Source organism: Lautropia mirabilis (assembly GCF_900637555.1).
In the GTDB taxonomy this organism is placed as follows: Bacteria; Pseudomonadota; Gammaproteobacteria; order Burkholderiales; family Burkholderiaceae_E; genus Lautropia; species Lautropia mirabilis.
The window spans coordinates 1816251-1833689 of the sequence record NZ_LR134378.1 but is presented as its reverse complement, the minus strand read 5'-3'; the positions used below and the strand labels follow the sequence as shown (position 1 = coordinate 1833689).

Here is a 17439-nt window from a genome sequence, read left to right as displayed (position 1 = left end):
CCTGCCGGTCTTCCGGCTCGGCCGCCTGGGTTGCACGCCCCGTCGGACGGCAACCCGTGTTGGCCGCCCCGACCCTTCCGGCGCAGCATCACAGGTACTGCCCGTGCGCGCTCATCGTTCCTCCCGTCAGCCCGGCTTTCCTTCCCCGCTTTCCCAGACGCCCGTGCGCCAGCCCCTGCGGCGCAGCCGGCTGGCACGGCTGCTGGCCCATGCCGGCGTGGTGCTGGGAGCCGGCTGGCTGGCCGCCTGCTCCAGCGTCTCGCCCGGCACCACGGCCCAGAACACCCACGGCGCACAACTGCGGCATGGCGAGCCCGTCCTCGTGACCGAAAGCGATGCCGTGCGCCAGCTCAATGCCGCCAGCCAGGCTCAGGGCGACGACGGCGAGGTCATCGTCAGCAACGACCTCTGGGACCGCATCCGCGCCGGCTTCGCCATGCCGGAGCTGGATTCGCCCCTGGTGGCCCGCCACGAACAGTACTACCTGTCCCGCCCCGACTACCTGCAACGCATGTTCGGGCGCGGCTCGTTCTACCTGCACCACATCGTCGAGGAAGTCGAGCGCCGGGGCATGCCCACCGAACTGGCACTGCTGCCCTTCGTGGAAAGCGCCATGAACCCCTCGGCGCTGTCCTCAGCCAAGGCAGCCGGCCTGTGGCAGTTCATTCCAGCCACCGGCAAGCGCTACGACCTGAATCAGAACTGGTGGGTGGACAACCGTCGTGACGTGGTGCAGTCCACGCGGGCGGCGCTGGACTACCTCCAGAGCATCTACCAGATGAACGGGGACGACTGGTTCCTGGCACTGGCCTCGTACAACTGGGGTGAAGGCGCCGTGCGCAGGGCCGTGCGTGCCAACCAGGCCGCCGGCAGGCCCGCCGACTATGCGAACCTGCGCATGCCCAACGAGACCCGCAACTACGTGCCCAAGCTGCTGGCACTCAAGCACATCGTGCTCAATGCCCGCCAGCTGGGCCTGCAGCTGCCCGACCTGCCCGACCAGCCCTACTTCGTCACCGTCGAGAAGACCCGACCCATCGACCTCAAGCTGGCGGCCCAGTTCGCCGGCATGACCGAGGCCGAGTTCCTGGCGCTGAACCCGGCCCACAACCGGCCCGTCATCTCCGCCAGCCGCAACAACACCCTCAAGATCCCGGTCGATCGCATCGAGCGCTTCAAGGCGGCCATGGCCGAGCACGCCGCCCAGAAGCGGCCCTTCGTCTCCTGGCAGCCGCACACGCTGCAACCCGGTGAAAGCCTGGCCGAGATCGCCAGCCGCGGTGGCCTTACCGTGCCCGCCCTGCTGCGCGCCAACGGCATTTCCGCCGGCACGCACTTGCTGGCCGGCACGCGACTGCTGGTACCCACGCACCGTGTGAGTGACGAGAACCTGGTCGAGCAGTTCGACGGTCCGCGCCTGTATCAGCAGGTGGATGCCGGTCCGCTGGTTCACCGTGTCCGCCGCGGCGAGACCGGCGCCTCCATCGCCCGCCGCTATGGCCTCACGCTGGCCGAACTGCGCGCCATGAACCGACGTGTCTCTCCCCTCAAGCCGGGCATGACGCTGACGGTTCGCCGCAGCCAGAAACAGACCGTGCTGGTGGCCGAAGACGGGTCCCGCAAGGTGATCAGCCGCCAGGCCACCGTGCCGGCCACAGCCACGGCCAAGGCAGCCACGGCCTCGTCGGGCAGCCATACCGCCATCCGGCTGGTGCATTACAGCCCGGCCCGTACCCAGACAGCAGGCAGCAGCAACACGACCGCCAGCCGCAGCACGGCCTCGCGCCTGGACAGCCGCGTCACCCTGCGCTCCGACCGCAGTATCACCCGCCACACCCTGCGTCAGAGTGGCAAGACCACCGTGGCCCTGGCCGACACCACCAGCCGCTCGCGCAGCACTGCAACGGCCAGCACCAGCGCGCGCAGCGCCACCGCACGCAAGAGCAGCAGCGCCACGGCAGCTACCGGCAAACGGCTGAAGGCAGCTTCCGCCAGCAGCACCAGCCGTGGCAGCTCCTCCAGCCGCTCCGCCAGCACCAAGACTGCCTCGACCAAGGGCTCCAGCAGCCGCAAGGCCCTGACCAGCAGCAACGCCAGGGCCAACAGCCGCAGCACGGCCACCCGAAGCAAGGCAGGCAGCGCCCGCGCCCGGGGCAGCCACAAGGTCGCCGACGCCCGCTGAACAAAAAAGCGCTCCGTGTGAGCGCTTTTTTGTTGGGACTTTCGCCCCGGGGTTCATTCCCGAAAGGAACTTGAGCGCTCCCTCGGGAAACGGCCGGACAGGGCCTTTCACCCTGCCCGGCAAGCATCACGCCGGCAGACCCAGCGACACGCCCAGCGACGTCGCCACATCCAGCAGCGAATGGTTTTCCGGCACGTTGCGGGTGCGGTTGGCCACGTCCTCGATGGGCACGCTGGCGCACTCGTCGCCCTTCAGCACCACCATGCGACCGAACTCGCCATTGGCCACCATCTTGGCGGCATACCAGCCAAAGCGCGTGGCCAGCACGCGGTCATACGGCGTGGGGGTGCCACCGCGCTGCACGTGGCCCAGCTGCGTGGTACGCACTTCGCTTTCCAGGTGCTGCTCGAGCTGCTGGCGCAGCACGTTGCCCACACCCCCCAGCCGGATCGGGTCCGGGCTGTTTTCCAGATGCTTGGCCACCACCATGCCACCGTCGATGGGACGTGCGCCCTCGGCGATGCAGATCAGCGTGTAGCCCTGCTTCTTCTCGCGCTCCTTGCAGACACGGATGACCTCGTTCAGGTCATAGGGCTTCTCGGGAATCAGGATGACGTCGGCACCGCCGGCCAAGCCGCCTTCCAGCGCGATCCAGCCCGCATAGCGGCCCATCGTCTCCAGCACCATCACCCGGCCATGACTGCGGGCCGTGGTTTCCAGCCGTGCCAGCGCCTCGGCCACGATGGCCACCGCACTGTCGAAGCCGAAGGTGCGCTCGGTGTGCATCAGGTCATTGTCGATGGTCTTGGGAACGCCCACCACCGGCAGACCCAGCGGCGTGAAACGGTTGGCGATGCTCATCGTGCCATCGCCACCGATGGCCACCAGCGCGTCCAGCCCCAGCTCACGGACATACTCCATCACCTTGTCCGAGACATCCACACCGTTACAGGAGAACGGATTGGCGAAGTTGTGGGTGCCCAGAATGGTGCCGCCCTGGTTCAGGATGCCGGCCACCGCCTCGCTGTCGAGCGGACGCGAACGACGCTCGATCATGCCCATGAAGCCCCGTTCGATGCCGGTGACACGGGCGCCGACGGTCTTGATGAGCGAATTGGTCACCCCACGGATCACCGCATTCAGACCCGGGCAGTCGCCGCCGCCGGTCAGGATACCGACATGAAGAGAAGAACTGGACATTGAATTTCCTCAGAGTGTTGAGATGCAGTCCAAGCGTACCGTCACGCCCGCCGGCTGTCGAGTCGGCCGACTTTGAAAAAACATCTTTCATTCACCAGAAAAATGAACCCTGTCAGCCTCACGGATACCAGACAGGCCCCTCATGGACGGATGAATGCCCGACATCCCCTGCTCGCCGCACCAGCATGACACCGGGCAGGAAGTAACATTGGCATTGGCAAACGCAACCGAGAGATATTCGAAGAGCCCTTCGCCATGCTGCACCCGCTGTTCCTCCGTCCCCCGGCGGCTCACTGCCCCATTCCGCTGCGCCACACCCTGCGGGCCGCCACCTCGACACTGCTCGGCTTGGCGCTACTGATCACGCCCCCTCTGGCCCGTGCCGTCGACGCCAACCCGGTCATCACCATCGGCACCGGGGGCGCCACCGGCATCTACTACGCCACCGGCGGTGCCATCTGCCACCTCATCAACAAGGAACGCGAGCGCTTCAGAAAGCGCTGCGCCGTCGAGACCACCAATGCTTCGGTCTCCAACATCCTGGGGCTCAAGGACGGCAGGCTCACCCTGGGCCTGGTACAGTCCGACGTGCAGTATGACGCCCGCAAGGGCCTGGGGCCATTCCGCAAGGCCGGTCCTGACGGCAAGCTGCGTGCCGTGCTCTCCCTCTATCCCGAACCGCTCACCCTCGTTGCCCGCCAGGGCATCGAAGCCCACGGCATCGAGGACTTCCGCAAGCACCCCTTCAGCATCGGCAACCCCGGCTCGGGCACCCGCAGTGCCATGGACACACTGATGGCGGCCTACCGCCTCAAAAGCAGCCACTTCTCGAACGTCTTCGAACTCAAGGCCGATGAACACGGCGCCGCCCTGTGCGATGGCCGCATCGACGGTTTCGTCTTCGTGGCCGGCCACCCCAGCGCCAACCTGCAGGATGTCACCACCACCTGCGCCGCACGCCTGGTGCCGCTGCAGGGCCCGGTCATCGACCGGCTGGTGGAAGAAAAGCCCTACTACGCCAAGGTCGAGATCCCGGCCAATACCTATCCCGGCAACCCGGGCCCCACCCCCACTTTCGGCGCGCTGGCCACCCTCGTCTCCAGCAGCGACGTGCCGGACGACACCGTCTACGCCGTGGTCAAGTCCATCTTCGAGCACTTCGACGAGTTCAGGAAGCTCCACCCTGCCCTAGCCCACCTGGAGCCCGAGCAGATGGTCCGTCAGGGCCTGACCATGCCGCTGCACGCAGGCGCCCTGCGCTACTACCGGGAACGCGGCTGGGTGCAGTAGGCCGTCAACCGCCTGCCGGATGAGGCGCCTAGTGCACCTCGATCCGCGTTCCGTCCACGATGCGCTCGTCGGGCTGGACAATCACCGCGTCGCCCTCGGCCAACCCCTCCAGCACCTGCACGTGGGTGGCTGACCGCAGACCCGTGCGCACCGACGTGAGCCGCGCCCGACCATCCACCACACGATACAGGGCATAGTTCCCCGGCTTGCCGCGATCGTCCAGGAACAGGCTGCTGGCCGGCACCTGCAACGCGCGATCCTCGTGTCGCAACAGGAACTCCAGCTCCACCCGGAAGGCATCGCCCAGCGCTGCCCATTCGCTGCGCGGGCTGTCGAAATCCAGAATCACCCGCGTGCGCTGCTCCTCCACCCCCAGCGCCGACACCTTGGTGAAGCCCCCGGGCTCCACACGACGGACATGCGCCTGCAGCGTACCCGCACCGCCCCAGTGCAACAGCCGCACCGGCGTGCCCGGGCGCAGCTGCACCGCATCCGCCGACAGCACCTCGGCCTCGATCTCCAGCTGGGCCGTATCGCCAATCTCCATCAGCGCCTGTCCCACCGTCACCGGCGTGGCGCTCTCCAGCGTGCGCTTGAGCACCACGCCCGTCGCCGGCGCCATCACGGCCACCGGCTGCCTGCTGGTCGCACGCGGGGCAGTGTCTGCCACGCCTGCACTGTCCTGGCCAGCGGCAGGACCGGGCTCCTCCTGCCACATTGCGGCCCGGGCTTCCTCCACCCGCTGTCGCGCCGCCTGCGCCTCGGCCTGCGCAGCCGACAGCTCTGCCGCCGTGCGTGCCGCCTGCGCCTGGGCCTGCTCCAGCGCCTCCTGCGACATCACCCGCCCCTCGTGCAGCCGGATGGCACGCTGCAGACTGCTGCGCGCCAGGCTACTGGCCGCCTGGGCCGCCTGCACACGCTGCCGCGCCGCCCGGTGCTGACTGCGCGCTGCCGCCAGCTCGGCCTCGGCCCGGCGGCGACTACGTCCGTCCAGCAGCCCGGGCGAAGTCGGATCGATCCACGCAACGACCTGCCCGGCCTGCACCGCATCCCCCGGCTGCAGCGTCACACGTCGCAACTGCCCCGCCACGGGTGCGGCCAGCGCATAGCGCGTCTTCAGCCGCGTCTTGCCCTCCTCCGAGAAGCTCTCGGTCATCGGGGCATGAGCAGCCTTTTCCACATGGGCCAGCTGCACCGGCTCGCGCAATGCCTCCCAGCCCACCCAGCCCAGCACCCCCACGGCCACCAGCACCTGGATCAACGTTCTTCGCGCAGGCATTTGTCTCTTACTCCCTGTTCTTCAGCGCCTCGACCATGTCCAGCCGGTTCACCAGGCGCAGCACCACCACCATGGACACCAGCGCAGAGCCCAGTGTCACCAGCGCCGCCATCATGTAGCTGCCCATTGGCACATGCACGGGAATGCGGTAAAGCTCATTCTGCATCCCCTTCGCCATGTACCAGCACTGCAGCCACCCAAACACGAACGACAGCGGGATGGACACCACCACCAGCACGCCGATCTCGCCCAGCAGGATGCGCGCCACCTCACCCCGCGTGAAGCCCAGCACGCGCAGGCTGGCCAGCTCGCGCGAGCGTTCGGCCAGCGTGATGCGCACCGCGTTGTACACTACCCCGAAGTTCACCACGCAGCCCAGCAGCACCCCCAGCAGCGTCATCGGACCGGACACCCGCTCCACCATCTGGAACATCGCCCGGATCGCATCCAGCCGATCGTCCGAAGCCATCACCTGCGGCCGCTCATCCAGCGCCCGCACCACCGCAGGCGCCGCGCCGGGCCGGATCTCCAGCAGCGCCCCGGTCAGCACATCCCCATCCCCCAGCAACCGGTTCAGCGCCTGACGGTTCATGTACACCCGTGAGCCCAGGTTCTCGTTGATCAGACGAGCCACCGGCACCTGAAGGACCCGGCGGCGGCCCTGCAACTGCCGCACCGTCAGCAGATCCCCTTCCTTCAGGCCCAGCCTTTCGGCCAGATAGGCATTCATCACCAGCCCATCCGGCGGCAGCGGAACCCGCTGCAACCGGTCGTTCACCGGCTGCTGCAGCAAACCATCCGCCGGCAGGCCCCAGACGACCGTACGAATGCGATGGCTGCGGAAAGACAGCTCCACCGGTACCGAACGCGTCGGCTCGGCGTGCTGCACGCCACGGATGGAGCGCAGCTCATGCACCGCCTGCGGCGAACGCTCCTCGACGAACGTCACCGACATGTCGTACAGCTCGGCCAGCCGGTACTGGCTGTCCACCAGATACGAGAGCGTCCCCTTCTGCATGCCCGCCAGGATGATCAGGCTGCCTGCCATGGCCAGCCCCAGCACGCTCAGCAGCGCCCGCCCCGGGCGGCGCTCCAGCTGACGCAGCACCATCCGCACCGGCTGTGACAGCCCCCGCACCAGCCGCCAGTTCTCGAAGCCGGCCGCCCGGAAACGCTCCGGCGCCTGCGGCCGCATGGCCTGCGCCACCGGCTCACGCGATGAACGCAGCACCGCCCAGCCCGCACCGCCCACGCCAGCCAGCACTGCCACCGCCACGCCCACCAGCACCACCTGGCCATCCAGTGAGAAATACAGCGCCGGAAACCGGAAATTGTCCTGATAGAGCGAGGCCAGCCCCTGACCCAGCCCCGCACCAGCCAAGGCCCCCAGCAACGCCCCCGCCACGCACACGATGGCGGCCATCAGCCCATAGTGCAGCGCCACCTCCCACGTGCGGTAGCCAAACGCCTTCAGAATGGCGATCTGCGCCCGCTGCGTGCCCACCAGCCGCGTGAACACCACGTTCAGCAGGAAGGCCGCCACCGCCAGGAAGATCGTCGGCATCACCCGCACCATCGAACGCAGCTTCGCCAGCTCCTCATGCAGCACCCGATACGATGTCTGCTGCATCCGCCCGACAGCTTCCAGCCCACCCCAGCGCTCCATCAGCCGCTCGATGGCGTCGATGGCCGTTGCCTCCTGTCGGGCACGGGCCAGCGCTGCATCGGCCGCATCGTGCCGCCCGGCTCGGGGGACGGCACCGCCAGACGCGCGCTCCTGGCCATCTGCGCCGGGCGCCCCCTCCTGCACTCGGTCCTGCCGCACCACCGCCAGCTTCACCACCAGCTGATTGAAGGCCCCGGCCATGTTCATGGCTGCCTCCAGCACCCGGCGCGGCATCCACAGAATGGCGTAATGCTTGTGGTCGGCAAAGATCGCCCCGGGCTTGATCGGATACAGGAACTCCGGCGACGAGGCCACACCCACCAGCCGGAACCACTGTGCATGCCCGTTCACCGTCGCCCGCAGCCGGTCTCCGGGCTTCAAGTTGTGCTGCTCGGCAAAAGCATCGCTCACCACCGCCTCATCGCGCGACAGCGCCGCCGGAAGCCGCCCCTGACGCAGGTGCAGGCCGTTCATCAATGGTTGCCCACCGTCGTCCGGCAAGGAAATCATCTGCGCCGATACCGGCTCATCGAACCCCGGCAGCTTCAGCTTGGCAAAGGCCTGCACCCGGCTTTCCACCTCGGCGACCTCCGGCAGCGCCGCCACCTGCCGAACCACCGCTTCCGGCGCACGCTTGGCATCCACCCAGATATCCGACAGCCGCTGCGCCTCATAGAAGCGCAACCGGCTGTTGTTCAGGGTATCCAGCGCCACCTGCGACATCACCAGCATGGCGATGCCACCCGCCACCACCAGCATGATCGCCAGCGCCTGGCCGCGCAGCAGCCACAGGTCGCGCAGCGCCTTCCGGTACAGTGCCGGCAGCCGCCAGCCCTTTCTGTCACCAGCGCAGCTCATCGGCACTCAACCGTTGCTCGTTGACCTTCTCGGCCACGATGCGCCCGTCGCCCATCGTCAGCACCCGGTGCGCCATCCGTGCAATGTCGGCGTTATGCGTGATCACCACCGTGCACGTACCCAGTCGCGCATTCACCTCGTCCAGTGCCTTCAGCACCCGCACCCCGGTGGCCGAATCCAGCGCCCCCGTGGGTTCGTCGCACAGCAGCACCGCCGGCTGCTTGGCAATGGCCCGCGCAATGGCCACCCGCTGCTGCTCGCCCCCCGACATCTGCGCCGGAAAATGCTCCAGCCGCTCACCCAGCCCCACCAGCGCCAGCGCCTCTTCCGGCGGCATGGGCTGGCGCGCGATCTCCGTCACGATCGCCACATTCTCGCGCGCCGTCAGACTGGGAATGAGGTTGTAGAACTGAAAGACGAAACCCACGTTGTCGCGCCGAAAGCGCGTCAGCACCGCATCGTCTGCATGCGTCAGGTCATGGCCGTTGTACCAGACTTCGCCCTCCGTGGGCACATCCAGCCCGCCCAGGATGTTCAGCAGCGTGGACTTGCCACAACCCGAAGGGCCCAGGATCACGACGAACTCGCCCGGATACAGCGCCAGGTCGATACCGCGCAGCGCGTGCACCTCCACCTCGCCCATCCGGTAGACCTTGGTCAGCCCGCGGGCACGGAACATCTCTGCCCGTACCTTGTCCTCTGCCCGATCTGTCCCCATGTCGGCCATGCTGAGCTGCCTCATCGTTCGATGTTGCCCTTCGGCCATTGTCCGTCCAAGGGCGTGCAGGGGCAAGAAAGACACTATCGGAAACGGGAAAACTCACGGGGGCAGCAGATCAATGACCCCAGACGCGACCCGGCATTGACGAGGGCCAGTGGTATAACATCGTCACGGCAGATACCCAACTCACCAGAACACATCAACCATGAAGCATCCGAACCTCTTCCAGAGCTACACCTTCAACAACGGCGTTACCGTCAGCAACCGCCTGGCCGTCGCCCCGATGACCCATCTGGCCTCGGACGACAACGGCCACATCACCACCGAGGAGCGTCAGTTCCTCACTGACCGCTTCCGGGGCATCGGCCTGTTCATTTCCGCCGCCACCCTGGTGCACGACGGTGGCAAGGCCTTCTACGGGCAGCCCGAGGCCATCGGCACCGAAGACCTGCCCAGCCTGCGTGAAGTCGCCCGCATTGCCCATGATCAGGGCGCCAAAGCCCTGCTGCAGATCCATCACGGCGGCTGGCAGTCCATTCCCGCACTCAACCCGAATGGCGAGATCTTCGCCCCGTCCGAGCATCCCGAAACCGGCGCCAAGGCCCTCACCGAGGCGCAGATCCTGAGCATCATCGACGGCTACGGCCGTGCCGCCGAACTGGCGCTGGAAGCCGGCTTTGATGGCGTGGAAATCCATGGCGCCAACAACTACCTGATCCAGCAGTTCTTCTCCGCCCAGTCCAACCGCCGGACCGACGCCTGGGGCGGCAGCCTGCAGAACCGGCTGCGTTTCCCGCTGGCCGTCGTGGACGCCGTCACGGCAGTGCGTAACAGGCACGCCAAGCCCGAATTCATCATCGGCTACCGCTTCTCGCCCGAAGAACCCGGCGAAAACGGCATCACCATGGCCGACACCTTCGCCCTCATTGATGCCCTGGTGCAGAAACCGCTGCAGTACCTGCACGTCTCCCTGTGGGACTTCTACAAGAAAGCCCGTCGCGGTGCAGATACGGAGCGCACCCGCATCGAACAGCTGCACCAGCGCATCAACGGCAAGCTTCCCCTCATCGGCGTGGGCAACCTCTACACCCCATCCCAGGCTGCCGAAGCACTGGCCACCGGCTGGGCAGAATTCATTGCCCTGGGCAAGACACTCCTGATCAACCCCCACTGGGCAGAACTGGCCGAACAGGGACGGGATGACGACATCCAGACCGAACTCGACCCCGAGCGCGCCGAGTCCTACCGCCTGCCGGCCCGCATGCTTGGCACCCAGGCCTGGCTGCCACCCGTCAAGGGCATGGAGCGGAAGATTCTGGATATCTGAGCCCCATCCCTACAACGGCCAGAAGCCCCTAACCCCTTCTGGCCACCCTCACACCGCATCCCGCCAAGCCGAAGCCGCCAGCAGCTCGCGCGTATAGGCGGATGCCGGCGTCATGAAGATCTCTTCCACGGCGCCCTGCTCCTCCACCGCGCCGTCCTTCATCACCAGCAGACGGTGTGCCAGGGCGCGGATCACGCCCATGTCGTGGGTGATCAGCAGGTAGCTCAGGCCGTATTTCTGCTGCAGCGACACCAGCAGTTTCAGCACTTGCAGCTGCACGGTCAGGTCCAGGGCGGAGGTGGGCTCGTCCAGCACCAGCAGGCGCGGTTTCAGTACCAGCGCGCGGGCGATGGCCACGCGCTGGCGCTGGCCGCCGGACAGCTCGTGCGGGTAGCGGTGCAGCACCTGGGCGGGTTCCAGCCCCACGTCCTGCAGGGCGCCGATGACGGCCGCGCGATGCTCCTCGTCGGACAGCTGGCTGTGGTGCAGCCACAGGCCCTCGCCCACGATCTCGGCAATGCTCATCCGTGGCGAAAGCGAGTTGAACGGGTCCTGGAACACCATCTGGAAGCCGGCGCGCAGCGGCCGCAGCGTGCGCTCGGGCAGCGTGTCGATGCGCTGACCGCCAATCTCCACCTCGCCCTGCATCTCGCCAGCAGCCAGCCGCATCAGCACCAGAGCCAGCGTCGTCTTGCCCGATCCGGATTCGCCCACCACGCCCAGGGTGGTGCCTGCCGGTATCTGCAGGTCCACGTCCTTCAGCACGTCCGTGCGCTGGCGCGAGAACCAGCCCTTGGGGCTCACGAAGGTGCAGCCCACCTTGCGGGCCTGCAGAACGACGTTCGCCCCCGCCCCCACGGGCTCCACCAGCCGCTGCGGGTGTGCGGCCAGCAACGCGCGGGTGTATTCGTGCTGCGGCTGATCAAACACTTCGGCCACCGAGCCCTGCTCGACGATACTGCCGTGGCGCATCACCACCACCCGCTCGGCAAAGGCGCGCACCAGCGGCAGGTCGTGCGTGATCAGCAGCACCGCCATGCCGAACTCCTGCTGCAGGTCGGCCAGCAGCTTCATGATGCCCGCCTGCACGGTCACGTCCAGTGCGGTGGTGGGCTCGTCGGCAATCACCAGCTTGGGCCGGCAGGCCAGCGCCATGGCAATCAGCGCCCGCTGCCGCTGCCCGCCCGAAAGCTGATGCGGGTAGGCGGCCGCGCAGCGCGCCGGATCCTGGATGCGGGTGAGCTGCAGCAGTTCCAGCGTGCGTGTCATCGCCTGGGCGCGGGTGAGCCCCTCGTGGTGCTCCATGGCCTCGCTGATCTGGTCACCAATCGTGTGCAGCGGATTCAGTGCCGACATGGGCTCCTGAAACACCATGCCCATCTGGCCCCCGCGCAAGGTGCGCAGGGTGCGTTCGTCGGCCGTCAGCACGTCCTGCCCCTCGAAGAGGATCTGGCCGTCGTACTTCGCGCCCTCGGTCAGCCGCATCAGCGCGTGCGCCGTCAGCGTCTTGCCCGAGCCGGACTCGCCCACCAGCGCCACCCGCTGGCCGCGGCCCACCGTCAGGTTCACGTCGTGCACGATGCGCTGCATCTGGCCGGCGCCGTCAGGCAGCGAGATGCCCAGCCCCCGCACCTCCAGCAGCGACGTACCGTCTGCCGTTGCCTTGGCCGTGCCCTGTGTCGTTCCAACCGCCAAACCCGTCATGGGGCCTGTTCTCCCTTCAATTGCCTTTATCCGGATGCCGTTCAGCGCTTGCGCGGGTCCAGTGCGTCCCGCAGCGCCTCACCGATGAAGATCAGCAGCAGCAGTGTGCCCACCAGCACGCCGAAGGTGGGCAGCGCGATCCACCAGGCATCCAGGTTGTTCTTGCCCTGCGCCAGCAGCTCGCCCAGGCTGGGGCTGGAATCCGAGACCCCCAGTCCCAGAAAGTCCAGACTGGCCAGCGCCACGATGGCTGCACTCATCCGGAACGGCAGGAAGGCCAGCACCGGCGTGAGCGAATTGGGCAGGATGTGCCGCAGGATGATGGTGCGCCGGGGCAGCCCCAGCGCGCGCGCCGCCTGCACGAATTCCAGCTGCCGGTTGCGCAGGAACTCGGCCCGCACGTAGTCCGACAGCCCCATCCAGCCGAACAGCGACAGGATGACCAGCAGCACCCAGATGCTGGGCTCGAACATCGAGGCCAGGATCAGCAGCAGGTACAGCTCGGGAATGGCGGACCACACCTCGATGAGCCGCTGCAGCGTGATGTCCACCCGACCCGCAAAATAGCCCTGCAGCGCCCCCATCACGATGCCCAGCAGTGTGCCGATGGCCGTGAGCGCCAATCCGAACATCACCGACAGCCGAAAGCCGTACAGCAGCCGCGCCAGCACGTCGCGCCCCCGGTCATCGGTGCCCAGCAGGTTCTGGGCGGACGGCGGTGCGGGGTTGGGCAGATCGGCATAATAGTTCAGCGTGTTGAAACTGTAGCGGTTCAGCGGCCACAGCGCCCAGTTGCCATCCTGCGCAAACTGTCGCTGGATGAACGGATCATGCCATTCGGTAGGCGCCAGGAAGTCGCCGCCGAAGGTGGTTTCCGGGTAATCGTGCCACAAGGGCGTGTACCACTGCCCCTGGTAACTGGCCAGCAGCGGCCGGTCGTTGGACAGCACACCCGCAAACAGCGAGATGCCAAACAGCACGCCGAAGATCCACAGGCTGATGTAGCCGCGCCGATGCCGACGGAAACGCTGCCAGGCCCGCGCTGCCGGCGAGGCAGAGGCGCCCCCCTCCCGCGCACCCGGCGTTGCGCCACCCAAGGCCGGTGCCATGGATGCGGGCACGCCCTGCGGGCCGCTGGGCTGCCCCTGGCCGATCGCACCGTGTCGATTGTCCTGCACTGCGTTCATCCGTTCACCGCCCCGATCCACTGAACTTCACCCGCGGGTCCACCCACGTATAGGCCACATCGGTGATCAGCCGCGTCAGCAGCCCGATCAGCGAGAACAGATACAGCATGCCCAGCACCACCGGATAATCACGCTTGACCACGGATTCATAGGACAGCAGCCCCAGCCCGTCCAGCGAGAACAGCGTCTCGATGAGCAGCGAGCCCGTGAAGAAGGCCCCGATGAACGCTGCCGGAAAGCCCGTCACCAAGGGAATGAGCGCATTGCGCAGCACGTGCCGGTACAGGATGCGCTGCTCGCCCAGCCCCTTGGCCCGCGCCGTGGCCACGTACTGGCGACGAATCTCTTCCAGCATCACGTTCTTGGTGAGCAGCGTGGTCACGGCAAAGCTGCCTGCCACCAGACAGGTCAGCGGCATCACCAGGTGCCAGAAATAGTCCATCACCTTGCCAAAGAGGCTCAGCGACTCCCAGTCGTCCGAGGTGAGCCCGCGCAACGGGAACCACGACAGGAACGAACCGCCGCCGAACAGCACCAGCAGCGCCACCCCCAGCACGAAGCCGGGCACGGCGTAGCCCACGAGAATCGCCGTCGTCGTCCAGAGGTCGAAGCGGCTGCCGTCACGCACCGCCTTGGCAATGCCCAGCGGAATGGACACCAGATAGACGATGAAAAAGCTCCACACCCCCAGGCTGATCGACACCGGCAGCTTCTGAACGATCAGCGACCAGACCGACTGCTGGTAATGAAAGCTCTCGCCCAGGTCGAAGCGCAGATAGCGTCCCAGCATCTCGACAAAGCGCGTGGGCGCGGGCTTGTCGAAGCCATAGAAGGCCTCGATCTCGGCAATCTGCTCCTTGTCCAGCCCCTGACGACCACGATAGCCGCTGGCCGCCGGCGCACCACCACCTTCCCCTCCCTGGGATGTCGCCTGCAGCTGATGCACCAGCTGCTCCACCGGGCCACCAGGCACGAACTGGATGATGACGAAGCTCACCAGCAGGATGCCCAGCAGCGTGGGCACCATCAGCGCCAGCCGGCGCAGCACATAGTTCAGCATGTCAGGAATCTCCCGGCGCGATGACCGATGGCAGACACTCCAGCAGGCTGCGAGGGCTGTTCCATCGCCAGGGCGGGCAGGTGCATCAGGGGTACGTCCATCGCATCAGCCTGCTCGGCCACGGGGACCGGCCGGGCCTCGTCGTCACGCCACCAGGTCTCCAGCAGCCAGCTCTGCGGATCGTAGAAGAGCGGCAGCACCCCGGGATGCCGCAGCCGCCAGTCGAAGGCCACGCGGTAGCTGCTGCTGTGGAACTGCGGCACCATGTACCAGCCATGGCGCAGCACGCGGTCCAGTGCCCGGGTGGCCAGCTGCAGCTCATCGCGTGAGCGCACCTGCAGGATGCGTTCGATGATCTCGTCCACCGCCGGATCGGCCACGCCCGAATAGTTGCCCGAGCGCGCGTCGTTGGCCGCCGCCGAGCCCAGCATCTGCAAAAGCTCGTTGCCCGGCGTGCTGCTCATCGGGTAGACCGTCGTCACCACGTCGTAATCGAAGGTGCTGACCCGCTTCTGATAGAGCGCCGGATCCACCATGCGCTGCCGCACGCGGATGCCCAGCCGCGCCAGATTGTGGATCCACGGCGTGGCCAGCCGCTCGAAGGCCGGCGCATCGCCCAGCACCTCGAAGCGGAACGCCTGGCCCTGCGCGTTTTTCAGCACGCCATCCGTGTCCACCTGCCAGCCCGCTTCATTCAGCAGCTGCTGGGCGCGTTTCAGGTTGCGGCGCAGCGCATCCGCATCCGGGTTGTCCGGCAGCTCGGGCAGCTCACCGAACACCGCCGGATCCAGCGGCGACGACAGGCTCTTCAGGAAGCGCATTTCCTCCGCATCCGGTTTGCCGGATGCGGCCATGGCGCTGTTGGCGAAATAGCTGCGCGTGCGCGTGTACTGCCCCTGGAAATAATGACGGTTGAGCCAGTCGAAATCGAAGGCCAGCGCCAGCGCCTCACGCACCCGCACGTCCTTGAAGAGCGGACGGCGCGTGTTGAGCGCATAGCCCTGCATGCCGCTCACGTTGGAATGCGGGAAGTTGCGCTTGACGATCTCGCCGCTTCGGTACCGCGCCCCCACGTGGCCGCGCGTCCAGTTGCGGGCACTGTTCTCGAACAGCCAGTCAAACTCGCCGGCCTTGAAGGCCTCCAGCCGCGCCACCTCGTCGCGGAAATACTTGAACACCACCCGCTCGAAATTGAAGGTGCCGCGCCGCACCGGCAACGCATCGGCCCAGTAGCCTTCCACCCGCTTGAAGGCGATGCGCTTGCCCAGGTCCATGCTGTCCACCACATAGGGACCGCTGGTGATGGGGCGCTCGTGCGGCATGGCGTCAAAGGCCTTGCCCTGCCCCCAGCGACGCGAGAACACGGGCAGGTCCTTGGCCAGAATCAGGTGCAGCTCGGGGTTGGTACGCTTGAAGAAGAAGCGCAGCAGCCGGTTGTCCATCACCTCCAGGCGCTCCACGTCCCCGAAATACTGCCGAAAGAGCGGATGCCCCTTGGGGCCCACCAGCGTCTCGAACGAATGGCGCACGTCCTCGGCCAGCACCGGCGAGCCATCGTTGAAACGTGCCTCGGCCCGCAGCTTGAACATCACCGACAGCCGGTCCTCGGCCAGGATCATGTCCTCGGCCAGCAGACCGTACACCGAGAAGGGCTCGTCCCAGCTGGCCACCGCCAGCGACTCGAACATCAGCGAGCCCGTGCCAGCCGCAGCAATGCCCCGAAGCGTGAACGGATTGAGCGAATCGAAGGTGCCCATGCCCGCCAGCCGCACCAGGCCACCGCGCGGTGCGTCGGGCCGCACATAGTCAAAGTGGGCAAACGACTCCGGATAGCGCGGCTCACCACCCCAGGCCATGCCGTGCGCCGCCAGCACTTCGCGTCCCGGCCAGCCGGCCAGTGCGGCCGCTCCCAGCACCAGGCCACCCTGCAGCCAGGCGCGCCGCCCACCCCCGATCTGTCGGGAAACATCCACACCCACAGCCATCCGCCACCACGTCGAAAACACCAGCCCGCATTGTAGGGCGGCCAGCTCGTGCGACAATGCCGCTGTTATTTTTGCCACGAGGCGACATATGAACACAGGTTTTCTGGCCGGCAAGCGCATCCTCATCCTCGGCCTGCTCTCCAATCGCTCGATTGCCTACGGCATTGCCAAACAATGCCGCGCCCAGGGCGCCGAGCTGGCTTTCACCTACCAGAACGACCGCTTCAAGGACCGCATCACCGAAATGGCGGCGGAATTCGGCTCCTCGCTGGTCTTCCCCTGCGACGTGGCTGAAGACGAACAGATCGACGCCCTGATGAAGAGCGTTGGCCAGCACTGGACCGATGGCTTCGACGGCCTTGTCCACGCCATCGCCTATGCTCCCCGCGAAGCCATTGCCGGCGACTTCCTGGAAGGCGCCACCCGCGAGAACTTCCGCATGGCCCACGACATCTCGGCCTACAGCCTGGTGGCCCTGGCCCGCGCTGCCCTGCCGCTGATGCAAGGGCGCAACGGTGCCCTCGTCACGCTCAGCTACCTGGGCGCCGTGCGTGCCGTGCCCAACTACAACACCATGGGCGTGGCCAAGGCCTCGCTGGAAGCCAGCGTCCGCTACCTGGCCCGCTCGCTGGGGCCCAAGGGCATCCGCGCCAACGGCATCTCCGCCGGCCCCATCAAGACCTTGGCTGCCGCCGGCATCAAGGGCTTCTCCAGCATCCTGGCAGCCGTTGAAGCCGCCGCCCCGCTGCACCGCAACGTCACCATCGAGGAAGTGGGCAACGCCGCCGCCTTCCTGCTGTCTGACCTCGCCTCCGGCATCACCGGCGAGATCACCTACGTGGACGCGGGCTACTCCAACGCCCTGGGTGGCGTGGAAGGCTGATGGCTCTCGGGCCGCGCCCCTCAATCGTGGGGGCCGGCCTGCCTTTCGGGAATCGGGAGGCATGCAGAGTTCTTGCTGATCCAATCTATAAATAGTT

At 66.9% G+C, this 17439-nt stretch carries 12 protein-coding genes; 4 read left to right on the top strand and 8 right to left on the bottom strand.

What is annotated here, in order from left to right; all coding sequences use genetic code 11:
• Positions 1 to 103 precede the first annotated feature (103 nt).
• Positions 104 to 2182, top strand: coding sequence for a transglycosylase SLT domain-containing protein (locus EL249_RS07450; RefSeq protein WP_005673365.1), 2079 nt, complete (start codon positions 104 to 106; stop codon positions 2180 to 2182).
• Between the two features lie 126 nt (positions 2183 to 2308).
• Here the strand turns inward: EL249_RS07450 and EL249_RS07445 are convergent, their stop codons facing one another.
• Entirely contained in the window at positions 2309 to 3382 is a 1074-nt protein-coding gene (locus EL249_RS07445; protein ID WP_005673366.1) for a 6-phosphofructokinase, read from the bottom strand.
• A 255-nt stretch (positions 3383 to 3637) separates the two neighbouring features.
• Here EL249_RS07445 and EL249_RS07440 point away from each other — a divergent pair, with 255 nt between their 5' ends.
• Positions 3638 to 4672, top strand: a complete 1035-nt coding sequence (locus tag EL249_RS07440) for a TAXI family TRAP transporter solute-binding subunit (protein WP_005673368.1) — start codon at positions 3638 to 3640, stop codon at positions 4670 to 4672.
• 28 nt (positions 4673 to 4700) lie between these two features.
• Here the strand turns inward: EL249_RS07440 and EL249_RS07435 are convergent, their stop codons facing one another.
• From EL249_RS07435 to EL249_RS07425, 3 genes are read right to left on the bottom strand one after another with little or no spacing between them, the layout of a single operon-like run.
• Positions 4701 to 5951, bottom strand: a complete 1251-nt coding sequence (locus EL249_RS07435; RefSeq protein WP_005673369.1) for an efflux RND transporter periplasmic adaptor subunit — start codon at positions 5949 to 5951, stop codon at positions 4701 to 4703.
• Positions 5952 to 5958: 7 nt separating this feature from the next.
• Positions 5959 to 8475, bottom strand: a complete 2517-nt coding sequence (locus EL249_RS07430; protein ID WP_005673370.1) for an FtsX-like permease family protein — start codon at positions 8473 to 8475, stop codon at positions 5959 to 5961.
• Complete coding sequence (locus tag EL249_RS07425) at positions 8459 to 9202, bottom strand: ABC transporter ATP-binding protein (protein ID WP_040531166.1); 744 nt, start codon at positions 9200 to 9202, stop codon at positions 8459 to 8461. Before EL249_RS07425 ends, EL249_RS07430 begins: the two co-directional genes overlap by 17 nt.
• Positions 9203 to 9401: 199 nt before the next feature.
• Here EL249_RS07425 and EL249_RS07420 point away from each other — a divergent pair, with 199 nt between their 5' ends.
• Positions 9402 to 10523: an NADH-dependent flavin oxidoreductase gene (locus EL249_RS07420; RefSeq protein WP_005673373.1), complete on the top strand. Its 1122-nt coding sequence runs from the start codon at positions 9402 to 9404 to the stop codon at positions 10521 to 10523.
• Positions 10524 to 10571: 48 nt separating this feature from the next.
• Here EL249_RS07420 and EL249_RS07415 read toward each other — a convergent pair whose 3' ends face one another.
• The 4 genes from EL249_RS07415 to EL249_RS07400 form a co-directional block, all read right to left on the bottom strand.
• Positions 10572 to 12227 (bottom strand): ABC transporter ATP-binding protein, encoded by a 1656-nt coding sequence (locus EL249_RS07415; RefSeq protein ID WP_005673375.1) that lies wholly within the window; start codon positions 12225 to 12227, stop codon positions 10572 to 10574.
• Positions 12228 to 12268: 41 nt separating this feature from the next.
• Positions 12269 to 13336 (bottom strand): ABC transporter permease, encoded by a 1068-nt coding sequence (locus EL249_RS07410; protein WP_126348338.1) that lies wholly within the window; start codon positions 13334 to 13336, stop codon positions 12269 to 12271.
• Positions 13337 to 13418: 82 nt separating this feature from the next.
• On the bottom strand, positions 13419 to 14474 hold the full coding sequence (locus EL249_RS07405) for a microcin C ABC transporter permease YejB (RefSeq protein WP_005673379.1): 1056 nt from the start codon (positions 14472 to 14474) through the stop codon (positions 13419 to 13421).
• Positions 14468 to 16447 carry an extracellular solute-binding protein gene (locus tag EL249_RS07400; protein WP_169311670.1) on the bottom strand — a complete coding sequence of 660 codons (1980 nt, stop codon included), beginning with the start codon at positions 16445 to 16447 and terminating at the stop codon, positions 14468 to 14470. The genes EL249_RS07405 and EL249_RS07400 overlap by 7 nt, the downstream gene beginning before the upstream one ends.
• A gap of 100 nt (positions 16448 to 16547) precedes the next feature.
• Here EL249_RS07400 and fabI point away from each other — a divergent pair, with 100 nt between their 5' ends.
• Positions 16548 to 17342, top strand: a complete 795-nt coding sequence (fabI, locus tag EL249_RS07395) for an enoyl-ACP reductase FabI (protein WP_005673382.1) — start codon at positions 16548 to 16550, stop codon at positions 17340 to 17342.
• The last annotated feature ends 97 nt before the right edge of the window (positions 17343 to 17439 follow it).

Bases quoted from the DNA above. Each gene is read 5' to 3' on its own strand.
- EL249_RS07445 (WP_005673366.1), bottom strand. From the start codon at position 3,382: ATGTCCAGTTCTTCTCTTCATGTCGGTATCCTGACCGGCGGCGGCGAC.
- EL249_RS07440 (WP_005673368.1), top strand. From the start codon at position 3,638: ATGCTGCACCCGCTGTTCCTCCGTCCCCCGGCGGCTCACTGCCCCATT.
- EL249_RS07435 (WP_005673369.1), bottom strand. From the start codon at position 5,951: ATGCCTGCGCGAAGAACGTTGATCCAGGTGCTGGTGGCCGTGGGGGTG.
- EL249_RS07430 (WP_005673370.1), bottom strand. From the start codon at position 8,475: ATGAGCTGCGCTGGTGACAGAAAGGGCTGGCGGCTGCCGGCACTGTAC.
- EL249_RS07425 (WP_040531166.1), bottom strand. From the start codon at position 9,202: ATGGCCGACATGGGGACAGATCGGGCAGAGGACAAGGTACGGGCAGAG.
- EL249_RS07420 (WP_005673373.1), top strand. From the start codon at position 9,402: ATGAAGCATCCGAACCTCTTCCAGAGCTACACCTTCAACAACGGCGTT.
- EL249_RS07415 (WP_005673375.1), bottom strand. From the start codon at position 12,227: ATGACGGGTTTGGCGGTTGGAACGACACAGGGCACGGCCAAGGCAACG.
- EL249_RS07410 (WP_126348338.1), bottom strand. From the start codon at position 13,336: ATGGCACCGGCCTTGGGTGGCGCAACGCCGGGTGCGCGGGAGGGGGGC.
- EL249_RS07405 (WP_005673379.1), bottom strand. From the start codon at position 14,474: ATGCTGAACTATGTGCTGCGCCGGCTGGCGCTGATGGTGCCCACGCTG.
- fabI (WP_005673382.1), top strand. From the start codon at position 16,548: ATGAACACAGGTTTTCTGGCCGGCAAGCGCATCCTCATCCTCGGCCTG.